Origin of the sequence: Pseudoalteromonas sp. P1-13-1a (genome assembly GCF_001401875.1) — a bacterium.
GTDB lineage: Bacteria > Pseudomonadota > Gammaproteobacteria > Enterobacterales > Alteromonadaceae > Pseudoalteromonas.
Map to the genome: position 1 here is coordinate 417,677 of NZ_LKDV01000001.1, position 15,275 is coordinate 432,951.

The window sequence follows — 15,275 nt, forward strand, 5'->3', positions numbered from 1 at the left end:
TCGTAAAAAAGTATATGAAAAATAAACGTTAAGTTATTTTATGATCATTTTTTATGACGGCAATTGTCCATTATGTAGCACTGAGATGACAAAATTAAAACAGGCTGACACCGCCAATAAAATCCAGCTTGAAGATTTAAATGCGCCCGATTTTAGTGACCGCTATTCATATATTGATAAAAATAAAGCAATGAATCATTTACAAGCACAAACATTTTCCGGTGAAATGATTTACGGGTTAGATGTGACTTATCACGCATGGAAAACCGTTGGAAAACACACCTGGTTGAAAATTTTTCGCTTGCCTATAATTAGTTTTTTCGCTGACTGTGGTTATTTACTTTTTGCCAAATACAGACAAACGCTAAGCCGACTTTTAATGCCAAATACACAGTGCACCAACGGACAATGCCGTGTTAAATCAAAAGGTGCTAAATGAAAACAATTGTATTATTTGGCGCAAGTAGTGCCATTGCAAAAGCTTATATAGAGCAGCTACAAATAAATACACCCACTCATCAAATTGTTTGTGTTAGCTCAAAGAGTATTGATTTTGAGGGGAGTGTTGTACATTTTAAAACTGATTACACAACACCTTGCCTAGCGCGCGTTAGTGCTTACTTAAAAGAGCAAAGCGCTGAAATTGAACAGGTTGTTATATTTAACGGTATGCTGCATAGCACATCTCATATGCCCGAAAAAAAACTTGAAGATATAGACGCTGAGTATTTCAGCCAACTTCTAAACTCAAACACGCTAACCCCTCTGGTTTGCCTGCAAAGTATTTTGCCACTTTTAACACACAAAACGCAGTGCAATATTACCGCACTTAGTGCGCGTGTAGGCAGCATTAACGACAACAAGTTAGGCGGTTGGTATACGTATCGCGCCTCCAAAGCTGCTTTAAATATGCTTTTCAAAACCGCTGCGATTGAGCTTGCACGGCGCGCCAAAAATACCAAATTAGTATTATTCCATCCAGGTACTACCGATACAGCCCTTTCTAAGCCATTTCAAAAAAATGTACCTGCGGGTAAGCTTTTTAGTACCGAATTTGTGGCAAAACAGCTTTTTACACTTACATTTAATAACCCTCATTTAGAACTCAATGGTGCGCCTGCCTATTTAGACTGGCAAGGTGAAACCATACCGTGGTAAGGAACTTTAATGCATTTTACTAAAGAGCGAATAAACGCACTTGAAAAACACACCCGTACTCATTTAATTAACTCGCTTTCGGGTTATAAAAGCGCCAATTTAATTGGCACCCAAGATAAGCAAGGCAATACCAATCTCGCCATTGTTAGCTCTGTCATTCACCTTGGTGCACACCCGCCGCTGGTTGGCATGATAATGCGCCCAAACAGTGTGCCACGCCATACATTCGAAAACATAATCGAAACGGGTAGCTACACCATTAACCAAGTTAACAAAGCTATTTATAAACAAGCGCATCAAACATCGGCCCGTTACCCTAAAGGCGAATCAGAGTTCAATGCGACCGGTTTAACGCCAGAATACCTAAATGACTTTACAGCGCCATTTGTGCAAGAGTCACGATTAAAATATGCGGTAAATTATGTTGAGCACCAACACTTAGCCGTAAATGGCACTGAGCTGGTTATAGGTGAAATTACCGATGTTTACTTAGATGAAGTTGCCTTGCAAAGCGATGGCTTTTTAGATTTACAGGCTATTGAAACAGTTGCTGTGACGGGGCTTGATAGCTACCATACAGGCAACAAACTATCTCGTTTACCTTATGCTAAAAAGCCTTAATATGTATGTCGTCGCATAATGTTGAATTACTGTTTTAGATTAAACACAATGCCTAAAAACCAAGGAGACATTTATGGCCACAGTAGGCGTTGGTACGCAAACAAGTGAACAAGCACTGGCAAGTTTAAGTAATATGACATGCAAAGTGACCCCCATACAAGTAGATGAATATTTGCAGCGTATTGCTAAAGCACAAGCATACATGCAAGCTAATAATATTGATGCCATATACTTAAATGCAGGCACTAATCTCACCTACTTTACAGGTATGAAATGGTACGCAAGTGAGCGCATGGTTGGTGCCATTTTACCTGCTATTGGTGAAGTACAATACATTGCCCCGTATTTTGAAATTGGCACCCTAAATGGGTTTAAAGTGGTTGAGGGGCCTATTCATGGTTGGCAAGAGCACGAGAGCCCCTACTCGCTTTTTGTAAATGTATTAAAGCAGCTTAACGTAAGCGACACCGCCACTATAGGCATTGATGAAAGCGCGCAGTTTTTTATATTTGACGGTATTAACAAAGCGCAAAAAGGCTTTAATCTAATCAATGCACAAAGCGTTACTGCACATTGTAGAATGCATAAGTCGGTAAATGAATTAGCGCTTATGCAATGTGCAATGGACATGACTTTAGCTGTACATCAAGCAACCGCAAGTATGCTTTACGAAGGTATTACCACCACAGAAGTAGAGGCTTTTATAAAAAAAGCGCATCAAAAGGTAGGCGCACCAGGTAACTATTTTTGTATTGTTTTATTTGGAGTTGCAACGTCTTTTCCGCACGGTGTTAAAGACGCGCAAGTACTTAAAAAAGGCGATATGGTATTAATCGATACCGGCTGTAAAGTACACGATTACCTATCGGATATTACCCGTACTTATGTATATGGCGAACCAACAATGCGCCAACGCATGTTTTGGGATCACGAAAAAGCAGCGCAACTCGCCGCGTTTAATGCAGCCAAGATTGGTGTTACGTGTGAAGAGGTTGATGCAGGGGCTCGTAACTATTTAGCGGCTCAAGGATTGGGGCCACAGTATCAAACACCCGGCTGCCCACATCGTACTGGTCATGGTATTGGCTTAGATATTCATGAATGGCCATACTTAGTTGGTGGTGATAAAACCCCACTTGCCCCTGGCATGTGTTTTAGTAATGAGCCAATGCTAGTTATACCCGATGAGTTTGGCGTACGTTTAGAAGATCATTTTTATATGACCGACAACGGTCCACATTGGTTTACACAACCAAGTTATAGTATTGACGACCCGTTTGGGCTTAACGCTTAAACCCTTTAATAAAGAGCAGCCATTAGCTGCTCTTTTTAGTTTAAGGATTGATAATACATACTTCATCCCAATATCCCTTTTATACCAAGCAATCCGCAAAAGGATGAATATGAAAAACTTTAAAATTGATATCGTGTCAGACGTAATGTGCCCATGGTGCGTAATAGGTTATAAAAACCTAGAGACAGCGCTTGGCCAACTTAAAGACGAAATGAGTGCAGATATTACGTGGCATCCTTTTGAGCTAAACCCTGATATGCCACTTGAGGGTCAAGATTTAAACGAACACTTAATGCAAAAGTACAACCTGACTGAAGAGCAAGGCGATGAAAATCGTAAAAACATGTTTGAAGCTGGAAAGCGTGCTGGCTTTACGTTTAATTTTGATGGCAAACGTATCATGATAAATAGCTTTGATTTGCACCGCTTACTTACATGGGCGCGCGAACAAGGCAAACAAACACAGTTAAAACTCGCCTTTTTTGAAGCGCACTTCACCGATTTAAAATACTTAAATCAAGAAGACGCACTGCTTGATGTAGTGCAAAGTGTGGGCCTTGATAAAGAACAGGCGCGTAGTATTTTAAACTCAGATAAATACGTACAAACAGTGCGCCAAGAGCAAGAGCGCTTTAAGCAATTAGGTATTACTTCAGTCCCTACGTTTATCATAAACGATAAATATGCAATCAGTGGCGGACAACCAAGCGATTCATTTATACAAGCACTTAAACAAATTAGTGAAGAAGAAGCCAAGCAAGACGCTTAGCAAGTAAGCTGCTGTTTAACATATATAAGGCTGCGCAATGCAGTCTTATACGGTTTTAAAGGTGCAGCATGACTTTGCTGTCTACGTGAGCCGATATTTCTATAAGCTTTTAACAAAAACCCTCTGCTACTCAAACTTCACCTTCTGCGCTTTTATAAAAGTGCTGGCACTATACGTGCATTAACTATTTTGTGTTCTTAATGAGTGTGCTGCGCGCTGTTTTATTTCAAATGCCACGTAAATATTACAAGGTGCCATTAACTTCTTTCATACCGCGATTCACTCTCTATTTATTAAGGACTAACGAGCGATTAAATACGCATAAGGAGCAAGCATGGCTAAGTCAGCAACATTATACAGAATGGTAACCAATGAGCATATTTGCCCATTTGGACTCAAATCAAAAGATTTACTTAAGCGAAAAGGCTATAAGGTAGATGATAAGCCGCTGACTTCGCGCGAAGAAACCGATGCATTTCAACAAAAGCACAATGTTGATACCACACCACAAACATTTATCGATAACAAACGCATTGGCGGGTATGACGACCTGCGCGCTTACTTTAATAAATCGGAGCCTGGTCAACAAGGTACTACTTACACTCCCGTAACGGCCATTTTTGCTGTTACCTTATTACTTGCCTTTGCATTTAGCTACTCCACTGGCTTTGCACTTTTTTCTATGCATACAATTATGCTGTTTGTCGCGTTAACAATGGGCGTACTGGCTATACAAAAATTACGTGACTTATACAGCTTTAGTAATTCTTTTATAACCTATGATTTATTTGCAATGAAAGTCGTGAGATATGCTTATGTGTACCCATTTTTAGAAGCATTTGTAAGTATTGGCATGATTGCGGGTCTCTCTGCTTATATTGTTGCACCCATTTCTTTATTTATTGGGGGTATTGGCGCCGTGTCGGTGATTAAGGCTGTTTACATAGACAAACGAGAGCTTAAGTGTGCCTGCGTTGGCGGAGATAGTAATGTACCGCTGGGGTTTATCTCTCTGACTGAAAACCTGTTTATGATTGCCGCAGGTGTCTGGATGTTTATTAAGTAATCTTAATTAAGGTTAAATCATGAGCTTAATAACTAAACGGTTTATTTTACACAGCTGGTCATTTAGTGTAAAAAAGGGGGACTAACTAAATAATAAATGGATTTAAAATGAAATACTTGCTGTCTATCATTGCCGCTCTAATCATTACTGGCTGTACTTCAACTCCACTTCAAGACAGGCCTGCAGCAACGGTAAAATCAACAGTTCCACCTAAATACCCTATTGCAGAGGTGCGTAATAAAACAGAAGGTTTTGTTACCATGTCTTATGATGTAGATAGTTATGGGCGCCCTAATAATATTAACGTTATTAACGCTAAACCTGAGCAAGTGTTTAATAGCGAAGCCAAACGTGCCCTATCTAAATGGCAATACTCACCTAAAGTTGTTAATGGTGTTGCTGTACCTGACAAAAACTTAGAAATGACAATTGAGTTTAATTTGGATAATTAATAATCGGGTAAGGTTATATCTTAAAGGCTGCAGTGTGCAGCCTTTTTAGTATTTGTTTGCAAGCTTATTAAGTACGATAAAGCACTTTAATAACATGCCAGCCGAATTTAGTTTTAACTAAATGTGGCTCTAAAATAGCGCCATTAAAGGCTATTTTGTCAAACTGCGGAACCATTTGCCCGCGTCTAAATTCGCCTAAGTCGCCACCTTTTTTACCCGATGGGCACGACGAGTATTTTTTAGCTAAGGTTTGAAACTTGGCGCCTTTACCTAATTGCTTAATAATGTCTTCTGCTATTTCTTTGTGTTTAACCAATATGTGGAGTGCGTGCGCTGTACTTGCCATTTCAAAACCCTGATAATTTAAAACGCGGCGATTTTAGCACAGCCACCTAAACCTAGCATCTACTTATGCTGCAATGTGTGAACGACTAATTTATAAATAATGTTTTGCGTCCTCTAAATTGGGTACTCTGCAATACTGATATTTGCCAAATAAGGTATAGCGGTTTAAAGCAATTTTATCGTACAGCCAATTATTAAAGGTATTGGGTAAAACACTAAATACAGTGGCTAGTTTGTAGGGGTAACCTAGCTGCTTTACTACTTCAAAAAAAGCGTGGCTTTGCGTGAATACTTTGCCGTTTTGTAAGTACACCATCGAGGCGTATTGTGTGGTTGAAAAACCAAAGTGAGTTAATAGCAGTGCACCTTTTGGAGATTGCACGCTGCATAGTTTAAAAATGACATTGGCATCGTTACTACACCACGCACTACATAATTTACACTGCGCATCGAATAATATAATTTTTTGATTACGCATTAATGTAGCCGCATCATCACTCATTTTATACCCCTAAGCGGTTACTGCTGAACCGGCTTTTTTTGTAACTTACGCTGCAATGTGCGCCTATGCATGTTGAGTTGCCGCGCTGTGGCCGATACATTACCATTATTACTATGCAGTACTTGCTGAATGTGCTCCCACTCTAAACGCTCTGGAGACATAACTGGTGTGGCAACATCACTGACATTTTGTGTATTTAAATCTGCGTTTAGGGCCTTTAATAGCGTGGCCATATCAACGGGTTTAGTAAGGTAGTCGTTAGCACCTAAACGCATGGCCTCTACAGCGGTGGCTATGCTTGCAAAGCCTGTTAGTAATACAATATACGCCTGCGGTAATAAGCTGCGAAGTGGCTTAATTAAGGCAAGGCCGTTATCGTCACCCAATTTCATATCGAGCAAAATACAATCTGGTAAATGTTTATGTGCATTTAGTAATGCATCACTTTGATTATGCGCAACTTCACATCTAAAGCCTTGTTTTGTTAAACGCCGAGCAAGTGTACTGGCTAGGTTTATATCGTCTTCAATTATAAGTAATTTCATGTATGTGACTGCTCATTATTTACTGTGGCTAATTTTACTTTAGCAACCGCCCCACCACCAGCATGATTATACAAAGTTAACGATCCGTTTAGGCGCTCAAACGTTACATTAGAAAGCAAAACCGCAAGCCCCATACCTTGGCTGCTAGGCATAAGTTGCCCGCCAAGCTCTGCTAATTGTGATTGGCTAAAACCGCTACCAAAATCACGAACTAGCAAATATATACATTCACTGTGTTGATTATCTTGCTGCCAGCTTAGCTCTAACTGGGTTTGGTTATTTTTTTGATTAGCAATGCATGCATTTTGTAGCAAATTGAGAATAGCAGGCAATAGCATTGCATCACTTTTTAAGGTGGCTGCTATTGGCTCACTTAACCAAATAATGTGCTGATCTGGGTATTGCAGTAATAATGTATCATTGATCTGTGTTTGCAGCTGCTTGACTGTAATGTGCTCGATGGTATTTTTATTACGAAGCTGAGCAGAGAGTTTTCTAAAGTCGTTTAACTGCGACGCACACTGCTTAAGCGGCGTTTGCATTTGCACCACGACAGGGTTATTTGGCTCCTCTTCTAAAAGCTCTTCAAATAGTAACTGTAAGTTAGCAATAGGACTGGCTAGTTGATGGGTAATTTGCGCCGCTGCGCCATCTAGGGTCACCAGTTGCTCGTTACGCAGTTGTTGCTCGCGAGCTTTAGCTATTGTGCGTTCGCGCTCTTTTAATGCTCTACTCATAGCACCAATAACCAAAGCGATAACGCTTGCACTTAAAACAAAGTTAACCCACATGCCTATAAAATGCCCGCTCATATTCATTTGATGCATACTGTGATCGGGCATCCTAATGAGTAAAAAGCTATAAGCGGCAATTGCCAGTACGGCGATATAAGCGAGTCCTTTTTCACGAAGTGTTACCGCTGCAATCATGATAGGTAGCAATAATAGCGATACAAACGCATTGGTTGCGCCGCCACTTAATGAGAGCAAAATAGTTAAAAACAGCACATCCGCAGTGAGTTGCATCAACATACCAACGGGGCGCGCTCGACTTACATTGCGATAAGCAAATACGCTCACTAATTGAAATATAGCCTCTAACGCTATTACCACTAATAAAGGCAATAACGCTATTTGATGCTCTAATAAAAAATACACGCTTAGTACAGCAATTAGCTGCACGGCAATGGCACCACTTCGCAGCATTAAAAGACGGCTAATGGTCGGGTCGGTTTGCATAAACAAGGTACGGTTTACCTATAAAATTTAATACGTTAATAAAAGCAGTCAATCATCCATTGATATAGTAAAAAGCGCGCACGGTGTTCCTTGATGAAACACCATTTTCCATTGTTCATTACTTTTGCGCCAAAGCGACATACGTAAGGAGTAGTTGAACTCGCTTCGGGCTGAGCGCCTGTAAGCTGCTTGGTAACTAATTTGCGCGATGTCTTCGCTTAGCATTCGCCCCTTGAAGTGCTGGTTATAAAACTGTGGAACAACCTCAGTAGGTAAACGAGTCAGTACGTGCTGCTTATCAAATACGGTGCCATTAGCTGAAATCTCAATAAATTCATCATCAAGCAAGGCATTTAATGCATCGTTTGATTGGCGTACTTCTGGGTCTAATAATTGCCGTTCAGACTCAATTAAGTGATTAAATAGTGATGCTTTAATTTTATTACCCATACACTTCCCTTTTATCAGTACAGACCTAAGATAATAATACCTTTATTTGCTTTAAATTCGAACGGTTATATTTATAAATGCAGCAACGGGCATTTAAAATTACAGTAAATTTAAACTTTAAGAGACAAAACAGGGTAATAACTTCTCTTAAAGGGCAATTTTTGATATAACTCATCCTTTAGCAATACACGTCAGACCACCATTTAAGAGAACACATTATGGCCTACGCACATATCACAGGTTGGGGTAAATGCATTCCCCCAGCAAGCATTAGCAACGATGAAATTAGCGAAATAGTTGATACCAACGATGAGTGGATCACCACACGTACCGGAATTAAATCTCGTAGGGTTAGCCATGTAAGCACCGCAGAACTTGCAACCGTTGCAGCTAAACACGCCATTGATTGTGCTGGTATTGATGCAAAGGATATTGATTTAGTTATTTTAGCGACGTGTACCCCTTCAACAGTTGTGGCCAATACCGCCTCTTTAGTACAAAAAAACATTGGCGCTACGGGCGCTGCAGCGATGGATACCAATGCTGCGTGTTCTGGCTTTTTATATGCCCTTCAGGCTGCTACCGCACAAATTCAAGCGGGAATGATAAAAAAGGCCGTGGTTATTGCTGCTGAGCGTATGACTTGGTATGTAAACTGGGCACGCCGTGACAGTGCTGTATTATTTGGGGATGGCGCTGGCGCCGTAGTACTAGAAGCCGCAGAAACACCTGCAGGCCTACTTGGCACTAAAACCGGTTGTGACAGTGAAGACAGAGACATTTTACACATCACCAACTTTGGTAGTGATTTAAATAAATATGAGCCAATTGGTCCATCAGACTTACTCTTTGAAGGCCGTGAAATTTTCAAACGTGCCGTTAAAGGCATGAGTGAAGCGTGTGATGATGTATTAACGCAAGCTAATTTAAGCCTTGATGACATAAACGTACTTGTCCCGCACCAAGCTAACTTACGTATAATCCAAGCGATTCAGCAGCGTTTGAAAGTGCCGGATGAAAAAGTCATGGTTAACATTGCTGACTACGGTAATACCTCAGCCGCTACAATTGCTATTGCATTGTGTGAGGCCGTAGAACAAGGGTTGATCAAGCCACATTCAAATATTATGTCGGCAGCCTTTGGGGCCGGTTTAACATGGGCCGCAAGCTACATAAAATGGGGCGAGCGTGTAACGCCTATCAAAGTAAGCGATGCAACCTTGCCACCTTGTGAGCTAACAGGCCTTGAGCTTGTAGCTCCAGCCGTTAAAGCATGCCAGGAAGCTGAGCCAAACTAAAAACACATGTAACAAGCTATACATAAACGCACTTTTTGGTGCGTTTTTGTTTTTAAGGACAATAAAATTAAGGAACTAACTTGGAACTATTAGGTATTCATCATGCTGCTATTATTTGCAGTGACTACGCTCGTTCTAAACACTTTTATAGCAACATACTTAAACTTGACGTTATTAACGAGCACTTTAGAGCGGCACGTAATTCGTATAAGTTAGATTTAGCCATGCCTGATGGCAGCCAAATAGAGCTCTTTTCGTTTGACGCAGCCCCTGCAAGACCAAGCTACCCAGAAGCGCAGGGCTTAAGGCATCTAGCATTTAAAGTTAAAAACGTTGCCCAAGCAAAGCAGTATTTAGAGTCACAAAATATAACAGTGGAAGCGATAAGAGTGGATGAAATAACCGGCAAAAAATTCACCTTTTTTGCCGATCCAGATAACCTGCCACTTGAGTTATACGAGGTATAACCCTCGTATAACAAGGTTTATTTAAAGCGACTTTGCAGGTAATTAAATACCGCACGAATCCCTAACGCTTCACCACCTGTTGGGCGACCAGGTAATGCACGTAAATTCCACGCCATTACATCAAAATGTACCCATGGAGTGGTTGGCTCTACAAACTCTTTTAAATAAAGCGCTGCGGTGATGGCCCCACCAAACGGTGTGCTAGCACAGTTAGCCATATCGGCTACATCGCTCTTTAAAAAGCTTTTGTACTGATCAAATAAAGGCAATTGCCATACAGGATCGTTTACATCCATACCTGCATCAATAATCCCATTTGCTACATCACGCTCTGTTGAGAAAAAGCCCGGTAACTCAGTCCCTAAAGCAACACGACAAGCACCTGTTAATGTCGCAAAGTCAATAATTAGTTCAGGGTTATCGTTTTGTGCCTCGCTAAGTGCATCACACAATACTAAACGCCCTTCTGCGTCGGTATTATCTATTTCTACCATAATGCCTTTACGCGTTTTAATTACATCACCTGGACGAAATGCATTTCGTGATACCGCGTTTTCAACCGCAGGCACTAAAACGCGTAATCTAATTGGTAAATTAGCTGCCATAATTAACTGAGCTAATGCAATAACATGCGCTGCACCGCCCATGTCTTTTTTCATGTTACGCATGCCTGTGCTTGGTTTTAAATCAAGCCCGCCAGAGTCAAAACATACCCCTTTACCGACTAAGGTAATAAGCGGTGCGTTTTTGTCGCCCCATTTTAAATCAAGTAAACGCGGTTTGTTTTCGCTGGCGCGCCCTACCATGTGTATAGTTGGGTAGTTTTGCTCAAGTAGCTCATCGCCAATCCACTGAGTAAACTCGCCATTATAATTGCTGGCTAAATCTTCCATTACTTGCGATAAGTGCTGCGGCATCATATCGACCGCCGGTGTATTTACTAAATCACGCGCCAAATAAATAGCATCGGCTTGTTGCTTGATACGTTGATACAATGCTTCATCGGCGATGGCCAGTTGTGCCTTGGCAGTTGGTTTTTCTTTATATTCGCTAAATTCATAGCCGCCTAACACAAAACCTAGTGCTACTTGTTCTACAAAGGTATCATCACCCTGAATTTGATACGTGCCCAGCGGTAATTTATTGGCAAGCTCGCCTGCGGCCCAAAAATCATCTTTGCTTTGTAATAAACAATATACGTGGCTTAACTCACCGGTTTGCGCATCTGGCACAAGCGCTAAACCTTGCTTTTCAAAGCCACTATTAGTTAACCATGTTTGTATAAAAGTCGGTTGTTGAGATTGCCAGTCAGTGAACTCGTTTTTGAGAATAAAAGATAAAGGAATACCAGAAGAAGTATGACGAAGTAATGCACTCATTGAAAAGCTCATAAAATAAAAAATGGTATCTCAAAGCATATCAATAAGAGTGACCAAAAGGTATAGCTAATTTAACCTAGTTTATTCTTTATTAGGTGCTTTAGTATGTTGTTTTAAATCCTCTTTAATAATTTCGGCGTCGAGATCTTTGACGGGTTTATTAATGTTAAATGAGCTTGGCAACACATCAACACCTACTAACTGGCCTAGCTTAACCACCAAAGGAATAGTAATAGGTGCAAACGGCAGTACGGCAAATATACCAAGACCAAGCCCCTTTAAAATATCAACAAACTGCTCGTTAGCACGTTTTAACTCTTCTTTGCTGGTTTGGCCTTGCGTGTAACGCTTATAAATAGTGAGCATTTCTATGGTTTCTTGCTTTTCTTGCTCGAGCGCAATTTTAAGCGCCACCATGGCACGACGAAAGCGAAGCTGTTGGCGCTTTTTACTAATTTTAACTACCCGCCAAGGCGCACGGTGAATAACTTTATATAATCGCATAGCGTGTATTTTCACACATAAAGGGTTTTACACAAGAATAATTTACTTAATACGCCCTATACTTTATGCTTTTGCACTATATCAGTGCTTATAAACTCATTTCTATGCAAAACAAACCAAAAGTGGCCATCCCTAAACCCCAAAAACCTAAGCCTGATGAATGTTGCGGTGGAGGTACCTGCTGCCCTTGCGTGTGGGACGAATACAGGCAAAAGTATCGTGACTGGCAAGCGCAAAACCCACCTTCAAACTAACTTAAATAAACAAGTTGATAACATTTACCTACCTGCTTCACGCATTAAATCTTCTAAAAAACACTAAAACCGCACTTTATTAGTTCAAATTAGTTACATACTGCACCATTGTTGCAAATATATTTTATTTTGAACTTTTTGTTATTAAAGCGTTAATTATTAATTGCCCTCAAAGTTTTTTATGTATAGGCTGTACATAGGACTTCACATGAGGTGAGCTTTTAGCTCTAAAAAGTCGAGTAGGTTGACTTTTTATCCCCATGTGAACACGTCCAAAATAATAAATAAGTAGTGTTAATTACTGCATTACGTACAGAATATATTCTAACTGGGGAAAATTAGAATGAAACTTAAAAGCAACACGCTAAATCAAGCAATTAGATTTGCTTTAGCTACAACGACCACAGCTGGTTTGTTTATATCAGGGTCTGCTATTGCAGCAGAAGAAACTGAAACCAAAGTAAACAAAAATGTTGAAAAAATTGCCGTAGTGGGTACGCGTTCAGCGCCACGCTCTATTGGTGATTCACCAGTTCCTATTGATATTATTGGCGGTGAAGAGCTTGAAAAGTCAGGTAACACTGACATGCTTGAACTACTAAAAGGCTCTGTTCCTTCTTTTAATGTTCACCAAAACCCTATTAGTGATGCAGCATCACTAGTACGCCCAGCTAACTTACGTGGTCTGCCCTCAGATAGCACGTTAATTCTTTTAAATGGTAAACGCCGTCACCGTGCTTCAGTTATTGCATTTTTAGGTGGTGGTATTAACGATGGTGCACAAGGTGCTGATATTTCAGTAATCCCAAGTATTGCACTTAAGCAAGTAGAAGTACTACGCGATGGCGCAGCAGCACAATATGGCTCTGATGCAATCGCAGGTGTAATGAACTTCCAACTAAAAGATGCCTCTGAAGGGGGTAAGTTCGAAGTACGTCATGGCCAATACTATGAAGGCGATGGTGACACAACACAGATTTCGGGTAATGTGGGCTTACCATTTACCGATAACGGCTTTGCTAACTTAAGTTTTCAATATAAAACAGCAGATGCAACAAGCCGCTCAGTACAACGCCCAGATGCCGCAGGACTCGCTGCTGCAGGTGTGCCTGACGTTTCTTCGCTTGCCCAAGTTTGGGGTGCACCTGAAGTTGATGACGACATTTCAATTTTTGGTAATGTCGGATTAGAGCTAACAAACGACTCTGAATTTTATATGTTTGGTAACTACTCTGAGCGTGACGTACGCGGTGGTTTTTACTACCGTAACCCACATACTCGCCCAGGTGTTTACTCAAACGATGGCGGTGAAACACTGCTTGTTGCCGATTTAACAGAAGACATGAGCGGTAACTGTCCAACTATCGCGATTGACGATAACGTTTTAGATAACCCAGATTACATTAGCGGTGTTGCTAATAACCCTGATTGTTTTGCATTTAACGAAACCATTCCTGGTGGTTTTACACCTAATTTTGGTGGCAACATCACAGATACCTCTTTAACTATTGGTACAAAAGGTATGTTTACAGGTGGTTTCCTTAAAGATGCTTTTTACGATTTAAGTGGTACGGTGGGCTTAAATGAATCACGCTACTTTATTTACGATACAGTTAATGCCTCATTAGGGGCAGACAGCCCGCGTGATTTTAGCCCAGGTAAATACGAGCAACTAGAGAAAAACTTTAACTTTGACCTTTCAAAAGGCTTTGATTTTGACCTAGCGTACGATGTAAATATTGCCGGTGGTTTAGAATGGCACGAAGAAACATTTACTGTTATTTCTGGTGACGAAGCGTCATTTACAGCAGGTCCTTTAACCGAGCAAGGTTTTGGCATTGGCTCTAACGGCTTCCCTGGTTTTAAACCGTCGGATGCCGGCGAATACACCCGCCGTAACTACGCAGCCTATGTTGATGTAGAAGCACCTTTTACTGAAGAGTTCTTAATGGGCCTTGCAGTACGTTTTGAAGATTACGACAGCTTTGGTTCAACTACCAACTATAAAGTAATGGCACAGTACCACCTTACAGAAGACTTAAATATTCGTGGTTCTGTAAGTACAGGTTTCCGTGCGCCTACTGTTGGCCAAGCAAACGTAAGTAACGTACAAACAAACTTAAGTGATGGTGTATTACAAGATTCAGCACTTTTACCACCTACAAACCCAATTGCTGTGCAACTAGGTGGTACAGAGCTAACACCTGAAGAATCGCAAAGCTACACATTAGGTGCAGTATACACAATTGGTGATTTATTCTTAACGCTTGATTACTACAACATTGACGTAGAAGATCGCATCAGCCAATCAGAAAAAATCGTATTAAGCCAAGCTGATAAAGACACGTTAGAAGCAGCAGGTGTACCTAATGCACAAAGCTATGCGCAAGTAAGCTTCTTTACTAATGACTTTGATACTACAACGCAAGGTATTGACTTAGTAGCTAACTACACAGCTGACATGCTAGGCGGAAGCTCTACATTTAGCCTTGCTTACAACTGGAATGAAACTGAAGTAACTAAGTTCAGCGACATTACCGGAGAGTTTAAAGTTAAGCGCTTAGAAGAAGATTTACCTAACCACCGTGCAACGCTTACTTGGGCACAGCAGTGGGAATCTTTTTCAATGTTTACCCGTGCTAATTACTACGGCGAATACCAAGGTGTTCACGTAGATTACGATGCAACAGCAAAAACAGCTGACGCAGCGGTGACCATTGACGCTGAAATAACGTACTTCTTAAACGAATCTATTAGTTTCTCGGTAGGTGCACAAAACATCTTTGACCAAGACGCTGAAAAACTTGATTTTGAAGACCGTACCGGTATTCCTAACAATAACTGGGGCGGGCAATACTACGAAACGTCTCCATACGGTATTAACGGCGGCTTCTACTACGCGAAAGCAACCTATACGTTCTAATATTTTTTCA

At 40.8% G+C, this 15,275-nt stretch carries 18 protein-coding genes; 11 read left to right on the forward strand and 7 right to left on the reverse strand.

Translation table 11 applies throughout. From position 1 onward, the window contains the following. Positions 1-40 precede the first annotated feature (40 nt). From AN391_RS01905 to AN391_RS01935, 7 genes are all read left to right on the forward strand, one after another. Positions 41-439, forward strand: coding sequence for a thiol-disulfide oxidoreductase DCC family protein (locus tag AN391_RS01905; RefSeq protein WP_055013821.1), 399 nt, complete (start codon positions 41-43; stop codon positions 437-439). After that, positions 436-1,158, forward strand: a complete 723-nt coding sequence (locus AN391_RS01910) for an SDR family NAD(P)-dependent oxidoreductase (protein WP_055013822.1) — start codon at positions 436-438, stop codon at positions 1,156-1,158. The genes AN391_RS01905 and AN391_RS01910 overlap by 4 nt, the downstream gene beginning before the upstream one ends. Positions 1,159-1,167: 9 nt before the next feature. Next, on the forward strand, positions 1,168-1,779 hold the full coding sequence (locus AN391_RS01915) for a flavin reductase family protein (protein ID WP_055013823.1): 612 nt from the start codon (positions 1,168-1,170) through the stop codon (positions 1,777-1,779). A gap of 73 nt (positions 1,780-1,852) precedes the next feature. After that, positions 1,853-3,073, forward strand: coding sequence for a Xaa-Pro peptidase family protein (locus AN391_RS01920; protein ID WP_055013824.1), 1,221 nt, complete (start codon positions 1,853-1,855; stop codon positions 3,071-3,073). 109 nt (positions 3,074-3,182) lie between these two features. Further along, positions 3,183-3,842 (forward strand): DsbA family oxidoreductase, encoded by a 660-nt coding sequence (locus AN391_RS01925; protein ID WP_055013825.1) that lies wholly within the window; start codon positions 3,183-3,185, stop codon positions 3,840-3,842. 334 nt (positions 3,843-4,176) lie between these two features. Next, positions 4,177-4,908: a MauE/DoxX family redox-associated membrane protein gene (locus AN391_RS01930; protein WP_055013826.1), complete on the forward strand. Its 732-nt coding sequence runs from the start codon at positions 4,177-4,179 to the stop codon at positions 4,906-4,908. A 107-nt stretch (positions 4,909-5,015) separates the two neighbouring features. Then, positions 5,016-5,360, forward strand: a complete 345-nt coding sequence (locus tag AN391_RS01935) for an energy transducer TonB (protein WP_055013827.1) — start codon at positions 5,016-5,018, stop codon at positions 5,358-5,360. A gap of 67 nt (positions 5,361-5,427) precedes the next feature. Here AN391_RS01935 and AN391_RS01940 read toward each other — a convergent pair whose 3' ends face one another. From AN391_RS01940 to AN391_RS01960, 5 genes are all read right to left on the reverse strand, one after another. Further along, entirely contained in the window at positions 5,428-5,706 is a 279-nt protein-coding gene (locus tag AN391_RS01940; RefSeq protein WP_004588770.1) for a peptidylprolyl isomerase, read from the reverse strand. A gap of 90 nt (positions 5,707-5,796) precedes the next feature. Then, positions 5,797-6,207 carry a thiol-disulfide oxidoreductase DCC family protein gene (locus AN391_RS01945; RefSeq protein ID WP_055013828.1) on the reverse strand — a complete coding sequence of 137 codons (411 nt, stop codon included), beginning with the start codon at positions 6,205-6,207 and terminating at the stop codon, positions 5,797-5,799. Between the two features lie 17 nt (positions 6,208-6,224). Next, positions 6,225-6,752, reverse strand: coding sequence for a response regulator transcription factor (locus AN391_RS01950; protein WP_055013829.1), 528 nt, complete (start codon positions 6,750-6,752; stop codon positions 6,225-6,227). Further along, complete coding sequence (locus AN391_RS01955) at positions 6,749-7,990, reverse strand: ATP-binding protein (protein ID WP_200910085.1); 1,242 nt, start codon at positions 7,988-7,990, stop codon at positions 6,749-6,751. The genes AN391_RS01950 and AN391_RS01955 overlap by 4 nt, the downstream gene beginning before the upstream one ends. A gap of 48 nt (positions 7,991-8,038) precedes the next feature. Next, entirely contained in the window at positions 8,039-8,440 is a 402-nt protein-coding gene (locus AN391_RS01960; RefSeq protein WP_055013831.1) for a DUF4440 domain-containing protein, read from the reverse strand. 218 nt (positions 8,441-8,658) lie between these two features. On the opposite strand from AN391_RS01960, the gene AN391_RS01965 reads away from it, so the two are divergent. Both AN391_RS01965 and AN391_RS01970 read left to right on the forward strand, forming a co-directional pair. After that, positions 8,659-9,738 carry a ketoacyl-ACP synthase III gene (locus AN391_RS01965; RefSeq protein ID WP_055013832.1) on the forward strand — a complete coding sequence of 360 codons (1,080 nt, stop codon included), beginning with the start codon at positions 8,659-8,661 and terminating at the stop codon, positions 9,736-9,738. 80 nt (positions 9,739-9,818) lie between these two features. After that, positions 9,819-10,205: a VOC family protein gene (locus AN391_RS01970; protein ID WP_055013833.1), complete on the forward strand. Its 387-nt coding sequence runs from the start codon at positions 9,819-9,821 to the stop codon at positions 10,203-10,205. 17 nt (positions 10,206-10,222) lie between these two features. Here the strand turns inward: AN391_RS01970 and AN391_RS01975 are convergent, their stop codons facing one another. Together AN391_RS01975 and AN391_RS01980 are read right to left on the reverse strand one after the other, a co-directional pair. Continuing rightward, entirely contained in the window at positions 10,223-11,584 is a 1,362-nt protein-coding gene (locus AN391_RS01975; protein WP_055013834.1) for a M17 family metallopeptidase, read from the reverse strand. 81 nt (positions 11,585-11,665) lie between these two features. Continuing rightward, on the reverse strand, positions 11,666-12,088 hold the full coding sequence (locus AN391_RS01980) for a hypothetical protein (RefSeq protein WP_055013859.1): 423 nt from the start codon (positions 12,086-12,088) through the stop codon (positions 11,666-11,668). Between the two features lie 104 nt (positions 12,089-12,192). Here AN391_RS01980 and AN391_RS20310 point away from each other — a divergent pair, with 104 nt between their 5' ends. Both AN391_RS20310 and AN391_RS01985 read left to right on the forward strand, forming a co-directional pair. Next, entirely contained in the window at positions 12,193-12,342 is a 150-nt protein-coding gene (locus AN391_RS20310; RefSeq protein ID WP_082422710.1) for an oxidoreductase-like domain-containing protein, read from the forward strand. Between the two features lie 343 nt (positions 12,343-12,685). Then, positions 12,686-15,265: a TonB-dependent siderophore receptor gene (locus AN391_RS01985; RefSeq protein WP_055013835.1), complete on the forward strand. Its 2,580-nt coding sequence runs from the start codon at positions 12,686-12,688 to the stop codon at positions 15,263-15,265. Positions 15,266-15,275 lie beyond the last annotated feature (10 nt).